The sequence below is a fragment of the Sulfurovum sp. genome, from assembly GCF_041562805.1.
In the GTDB taxonomy this organism is placed as follows: Bacteria; Campylobacterota; Campylobacteria; order Campylobacterales; family Sulfurovaceae; genus Sulfurovum.
Genome location: NZ_JBFFOH010000131.1, coordinates 1 through 7,068, shown reverse-complemented (window position 1 = coordinate 7,068; position 7,068 = coordinate 1). Strand labels below are relative to the sequence as shown.

General features: G+C 36.7%; 4 protein-coding genes. 2 read left to right on the top strand and 2 right to left on the bottom strand.

Annotated elements, in window-relative coordinates; all coding sequences use genetic code 11:
- Together ABYK33_RS12325 and ABYK33_RS12320 are read left to right on the top strand one after the other, a co-directional pair.
- Nucleotides 1–3,208, top strand: a 3,208-nt coding sequence (locus tag ABYK33_RS12325) for an ATP-binding protein (protein ID WP_373033547.1), incomplete at its 5' end; no start/stop codon positions are given.
- 5 nt (nt 3,209–3,213) lie between these two features.
- A complete protein-coding gene (locus ABYK33_RS12320) occupies nt 3,214–3,582 on the top strand; it encodes a PleD family two-component system response regulator (protein ID WP_373033545.1) in 369 nt (122 codons plus the stop codon).
- Between the two features lie 62 nt (nt 3,583–3,644).
- Here the strand turns inward: ABYK33_RS12320 and lon are convergent, their stop codons facing one another.
- Both lon and ABYK33_RS12310 read right to left on the bottom strand, forming a co-directional pair.
- Nucleotides 3,645–6,065: an endopeptidase La gene (lon, locus tag ABYK33_RS12315; protein WP_373033543.1), complete on the bottom strand. Its 2,421-nt coding sequence runs from the start codon at nt 6,063–6,065 to the stop codon at nt 3,645–3,647.
- Nucleotides 6,066–6,168: 103 nt separating this feature from the next.
- Nucleotides 6,169–6,822, bottom strand: a complete 654-nt coding sequence (locus ABYK33_RS12310) for an outer membrane protein assembly factor BamD (protein WP_373033542.1) — start codon at nt 6,820–6,822, stop codon at nt 6,169–6,171.
- Between the last annotated feature and the right edge of the window lie 246 nt (nt 6,823–7,068).

Here is a 7,068-nt window from a genome sequence, read left to right as displayed (position 1 = left end):
TAATAGACTTAAACTGATTGGTCTTGTACCAATTACCCTACTCATTCTACTATCAAGTTATTTCTTTGTAACTTCATATGTGAACTATGAAAAAGCAAATGCACTTAAAACAACATTGATCAACAATGGTGCTTTGGACAAGGCCCTTATCAACATAGGTAAAGAAAGTGGCTTAACTGCTTTATACTTGGGAACTGATAAAGAAGAGTATACGGATGCATTAATCAAACAACGAGAGCTGACAGATGAAGCTTTTGAAAACCTCAAATATGAAGTAATCACAGAAAAAGAAGTGTACCTTCCTTTCTTGGTTCAACTTATAGAGGGGAACACTATAGCAGCGTTCGATCCGTATAAAAGACTTGTATCCAATATAGGTAAACTTCCAGAAGCAAGAAAAACTATAGACAGTGAAGATGTAGATTTTAAAAATACACTTTTTAAAACATATAGAGATGGTTTATCTACCCCAACACTGGACAAAATCTTAACACTTAAAACATATGCACTTGATACAGAGATCTCATCACTGATCGGTACGCTCATACAACTTTATACGGCTAAAGAGAACAGTGGTCTAGAGAGAGGATTTATTTCATACTATATGGCTAAGAAATCTTCTCTTGCATTTGATGAGATTGCTTTATGGGATGAGTTTAAAACCAAAGCAAATATATTTGATATTAAACAAGTAACAAACCCTGTTTTACGTGAACAGCTTGAAAAAGTACTTTATAATGATAACGCTAGAGAAATAATGACCGAACTTGGTATGACATCATCTGCGATTCAAACAGATATCGATAATGGTGACTATGCAGAAGAGGTTATAGACTGGTTTGCACTACAGACACAAAAGATCTCATTACTTTCAAAAGCAGAACTAGTTGTTTCTAATGCTTTATGGAAAAAGAGTGACCTCTATCTCCAAAAACAACTTCTACTTCTTGGCATTGCGGCAGCTATCTGGTTACTGAGTTTTATTTTGGCTTACCTTGGATACACTACTGCAAGAGATATTACAAGAAACATTAAAGAGCTTGAAGACGTACTGAACAAAGCTGTTGAAGAGATGAAATCAAGTGATGACTATTTTGCATCAGATACACATGCTATCGAAAATATTGATCTCGATACACATGAAGGTACAAAAGAAGCCTATAAATTCCTTGAAGACCTTGTTGACACAGCAAAAGATGATAAGATCATTGCCCTCCAGGCCAATGAAGCAAAATCTCTTTTCCTTGCGAACATGTCACACGAGATTCGTACACCACTTAACGGTATTGTTGGATTTACAGAGATCTTACGTAGTACGAACCTTACTGAAGAACAAGATGAATTCCTCTCTATTATTGATAAGAGTTCTGAAAACCTTCTGAGCATTATCAACAACATTCTTGACCTTTCAAAAATCGAAAGTAATAAGATCGAGATTGAAAATATTGTCTTTGACGCAGCTGCAGAGTTTGAAAGTGCAGTGGAAACCTATGCTGTTGCTTCAAATGAGAAAAATATTGACCTTAACTACTATATGGATCCAATGATCTCTGCGAAACTTAAAGGTGACCCAACGAAGATCAAAGAGATCGTCATTAACCTTCTCTCTAATGCCGTTAAATTTACAAGTTATGGTGGAGAGATCAACCTTGAGATCCTTAAAATCACTGATGAGCATGGTGAAAATAGAGTTCAGTTTACGGTAAAAGATAACGGGATCGGTATGACCAAAGACCAACAATCTCGTATATTTGATGCCTTCTCTCAAGCTGATGTATCGGTTACAAGAAAATATGGTGGTACAGGCCTTGGTCTTACTATTTCTAGTCAGTTTGTTGAACTTATGGGTGGAAAACTTGAACTTGAAAGTGCTAAAGACCACGGTACATCATTCTTCTTCTCATTACCATTAGAAGAAGTTACCTCTACTGAGGTCAACTATGCACATGCATTCACTGACCTTACTTTAGGCAAATATGAGCAAGATATTCCATCAAAACTAGACAACTATCTAGAAAAATATTTTGAATACTTTGGTCCAACAGTCAAACATTTTGAATCAATATCTGAGCTCAAAGAGCTTGACTACAATGACTCTTGTAAAAATTACTGGATAGATATTGACAAAGCAAGACAAAATATGTTGGATGCTATTCAGAATATGGATAAATCTAAACTCATTATTATTGCAAATGTCACAAGTCGTAATAAGATCGAAGAGCTTGGTATAGATCAAAGTAATGTTATCTTTAAACCTGTTACACTCAGTAAATTAAAAACTGTCCTAACCAATACAGCAAACGTGGCGCCTCAACTTACAGAAGAAGCGGTGGCAACACAGCAGACTAAATTTGATGCAAAAGTATTGGTAACAGAAGATAATATCATTAACCAGAAACTCATTAAACGTATACTTGAAGAACATGGAATTACAGTTGATATTGCAAATAATGGTCTTGAATCATTTGAAAAACGTAGAAGTGGAAATTATGACCTACTCTTTATGGATATTCAAATGCCTGTTATGGATGGTATTGAAGCAACCCATGAGATCCTTGACTATGAAGAGGATGAAGAGTTGGCGCATGTCCCTATCGTAGCCTTAACAGCAAATGCACTTAAAGGTGACAGAGAGAGATTCTTATCTGAGGGGATGGATGAGTATATCACTAAACCTATTGAAACAACAGAATTACTTTATGTACTAAATAAATTCTTATCAGACAAGGCAAGCAGTCACACAAAAGAACCTGCTAAAAAAGAAGAAGTAAAGGTCGTTACACCAGAACCGGAAGAAGTAGTTACCCCTACTATTGACATGTCTGATGAACCACTTGAACTAAATGTCGAGGAACCTGTACTTGATCTTGTTGAGCCTCAGGGAGAGAAAAAGATTCTTATTGCTAAGAAATTCCTACTTTCTCGTAGAGTTTTATCAAAAGTACTGGAAAACCTGGATCATGACTATGATGCATTGGATGATATGAACATGCTAGAGAGTAAATTGGCATCGGGTGACTATGACATACTCTTTACTGATACCGACCTTGTTACAGAGAGTATCAGCCAGTCTAATGATAATATAGCTATAATTTCATCAAGCAATACAAATAATCCTCAAGAGGCAGCTGTACAAAAAGGTGAAACCATTTCAAATACAGCGTCTAAAGACGAGATAGAAAATATAATAACTAAGTATAGAGGATAAGAAACATGGCATTAAACGTACTTGTTGTTGATGATGACTTCATCAACAGAAAACTATTACAAACTCTTTTAAAAAAGAATCCAAAAGTAACAGAAGCTTTAGAAGCAGAAAATGGTTCTGATGCATTAGATAAATTGAAAAAAGATCCTACTATCAATCTTATACTATTGGATATTATGATGCCAGTTGTAGACGGGATAGAATTTTTGAAGATCTTCAGATCTGATATGTCTAATGCACATATACCTGTAATCGTACTCTCTACAGATGATACACGTAAGACAGAAGTGTTTGACAATGGTGCAAACGACTTCTTGCGTAAACCTGTTATGCAAGATAAACTATATGAAAAAATAGATCAGTGGACAGATTAATTGCTTCACTAAATGTTTGACCCAGCTTTTTTAGGCTGGCCAAACACACTAAAAGCTTCCCCTTATTTTACAAATATCTCTTTCAACACTTCTTCAATATGAGAAACACCTATAATGTTTACATTACTCTTTACTTCATCAGGGATATCATCTAGGTCACGCTCATAATTTTTCATCGGGATCAATGCTTTTTTGACTCCAGCTTTATAGGCAGCGATCAATTTCTCTTTAAGCCCACCTATAGGCAATACTTTTCCGGTAAGTGTCACTTCACCTGTCATAGCCACTTTATTGTCTATCTTTTGTCCACTTAAAATAGAAGAGATAGCACTTACCATCGCAATACCAGCACTTGGACCATCTTTAGGTGTTGCACCTTCAGGTACATGGATATGAAGATCATAACGCTTATAGACCTCACTAGCATCCACAGGTATACGTTCTTCTCTCTCTTTTACAGAGTGTGGTATGATTGAAGGTGAAATAGCAAGATCTCCATTGTCTATAAGTATCTTGACTACAGAATGTGCGATACGCACAGACTCTTTCATTACATCACCTAGACTACCGGTCAGCTGTAATGCACCCTTCCCTTTGATCTTGATCGCTTCTATCGTTAGAACATCACCACCAACTGCAGTCCAAGCCAACCCGCTGACAACTCCGACTTGCGGGTTACTGTCTACTAAAGAGATCTCAAATACTTTTTTATCTGTAAATTTCTCTAAATTCGTTTTTGAGATACTTATACCGTCTTTTGTTTTGTCTTCCAAAAGTTTTCTTGCACTTTTTCTCATCAACCCAGCTATTCTACGACGTAAATTACGTACACCTGCTTCTCTGGTATATTCATCAATCAGCATTTTAAGCGCTTTATCCGTGATAGAAAATTCTCTACGCTTCAACGCATGCTTTTTAAGTTCCTGAGGTATGAGATAACGCTTTGCTATTTCAAACTTCTCTTTAGGTGTATAAGAGTTCAACCCTATGAATTCCATCCTGTCACGCAACGGAGCAGGTATACGTCCCACATCATTTGCTGTAGCGATAAAAATGGCTTTACTCAAGTCAATATTGAAATTGAGATAATAGTCTCTATACTTACTGTTTTGTTCGGGGTCAAGAATCTCAAGCAGTGCAGCTGTCGGATCACCTCTCATGCTACGCCCTACTTTGTCTATCTCATCCAATACGATGACAGGGTCCATACTTTTTGCTTCGATGAGCCCCTGTACTAAACGTCCAGGCATAGCACCCACATATGTTCTTCGATGTCCTCTAAGCTCGTTCACATCTTCCAGTCCACCCAGTGCCATACGCACAAGTGGTCGTCCCAATGCAGTCGCGATAGAGTTGGCCAGAGAAGTTTTACCTACACCTGGAGGTCCTGCGAAACAGAGTATCACACCACCTGTCTCTTTTTGTTTGATCCCTCGTAGCTGTGCCAGTTCACGCACAGAGAAAAATTCAACAATACGCTCTTTAGGTTTCTCTAAAGAATAGTGGTCTTTATCAAGTTCAAGTGAGACATCTTGCACACTCAGGTTTTTCTTCGTTAACTTTCCAAAAGGAAGTTCAAGTACCCATTCCAGATAACTCTGAAGTACATTGGCATCTGCAGAATCAGGATGCATACGGGCAAAACGGTCTAACTGTTTGCTTATCTCTTTAAAAGCATCTTCTTGCATATGAGGTTTGAGTTCAGCTATTTTTTCTCTGAAATTCGCTATCTCCTCTTCTCTTTGCGTATCCATTCCCAACTCTTGCTGGATCTCTTTGAGTTGCTCTTTAAGGAAGTACTCTTTGTTGGTCTGTTCTATCTTAGTATGTACTTTTGTACGTATCTCACGTTGTACTTTTGCAGACTCTATCTCAGATGTGACAATGTCAATGAGCCCTAATAAACGTTTTTCTATATTCAGTTCAACATAGAGTACATAAGCGATTTCTTTATCAAGTTTCAACATGGAAGAGACCAGGTCTGCTATACGGTTTGGTTCATCATTCTCTTCTATGGTACGTACCAGGTCAGCAGGTATCTGACTGTTTAAAGCAGAGAGTTTTTTTACTTTATCTCTGAGTATATCCATCAAGGCATCTGCTTTGAGTTTATTATAACTCTCTAACGTGACCACATCTATGATGGCACGGTTAAAAGGACCCTCTTGAGGTTCAACTATCTTTCCCCGTGCAAGTCCTTGAAACAGTATCTTGACTCTACCATCTGGTATATGTACCTTTCGCATAATGGAACCGACAACACCTACCTTATACATGGTATCAAAATCATGTATGCCTTCTTTACCAGGTATTGAGGAAGTAACAAAGAGTAAAGAGTTATTTTCCATCGCATCAGTAGCAGCATCTATATCTTTTTGATCTGTCAGAAAGATCGGGCTTATCATAAAAGGATAAAGAAAAAGTTCATCCTCGACAATTATCGGTAAGGTAGTAGGAAATGCATCATAATCACTGAGTTGCATAATGTGGATCCTTTAAAAATATTTAATTTTGTTTTATATATATGTAGTGTAGACACCACAGCACTCTATAAAAAGTGCTTTTAGTGTCACCTTAAATCAAAGGTTAATCGAAGACATAACCGATAATGCCTTGTTCAGGAGGCGTAATATCAGCCATTTCTACGACAGAACCTTTATTTTTCTCTCTATAGATCTTAGCCGCATCTTCTTTTCCTGTACGGTCATAAAGTGCAGCAATATTTTCATTGAGCAGATATTGACTCATATGTAATCTTATCAGCATTGTATTAACAAGAGGTGCATAAGGAGAACCTGGGTAGCGATTGATATATGTTTTAGCCGTAACGATGCTGTCCATTATGAGTTTTTGGTCTTTATAAACATCTTTTACCCCTAGGAATGACGCTTTAAGTTTCATAAAGTCAGTATATTCACGACTTTCATACTCTCCATAACGTTTGTTATACTCATCAAGGTAGTAGTTGGCAAGTAAATATTCTTCATTATTCATGTGCGCATGTGCAAGCATCATCAATGAGGTAGGCATAAGCGGTGAACGTATATGCTCACTCTTAAGAGAGATATAATATGAATCTCCCTGATCTAAATTACCATGGGTAATACTGTTGGCTATTTGCTGATACCAGTAAAGTGCCGGTTTATTAAACTCAGCCACTTCCTTCTCATCTCCGCACCCGACAAATAAAAATGACATTGCTACTGCCATACCTGCTAAAACACTTTTCTTTACGTTCATATCTTACCTTAGTTAAAATCTAATAACATATATAATAGCTCAAAGTATGTAAAAAGCGTATTAGATTATATAGATAACATAAAAAGATGCTCTATAATGCTTCCGTCGATTTCATTATGGCTCTACCAATTAGGCTAAAAAGTGACGTTTACTAAAAAGCAATATAATTAATTATTATTTAATATCAATTTTATATTAACTATGATATTCTCTAGTCAAGTATTACATAGAGAAAAAGCCAAACTT

Excerpts from the sequence above, each read along its gene's own strand:
- lon (WP_373033543.1), bottom strand. The coding sequence starts at position 6,065 with ATGCAACTCAGTGATTATGATGCATTTCCTACTACCTTACCGATAATT.
- ABYK33_RS12310 (WP_373033542.1), bottom strand. The coding sequence starts at position 6,822 with ATGAACGTAAAGAAAAGTGTTTTAGCAGGTATGGCAGTAGCAATGTCA.
- ABYK33_RS12320 (WP_373033545.1), top strand. The coding sequence starts at position 3,214 with ATGGCATTAAACGTACTTGTTGTTGATGATGACTTCATCAACAGAAAA.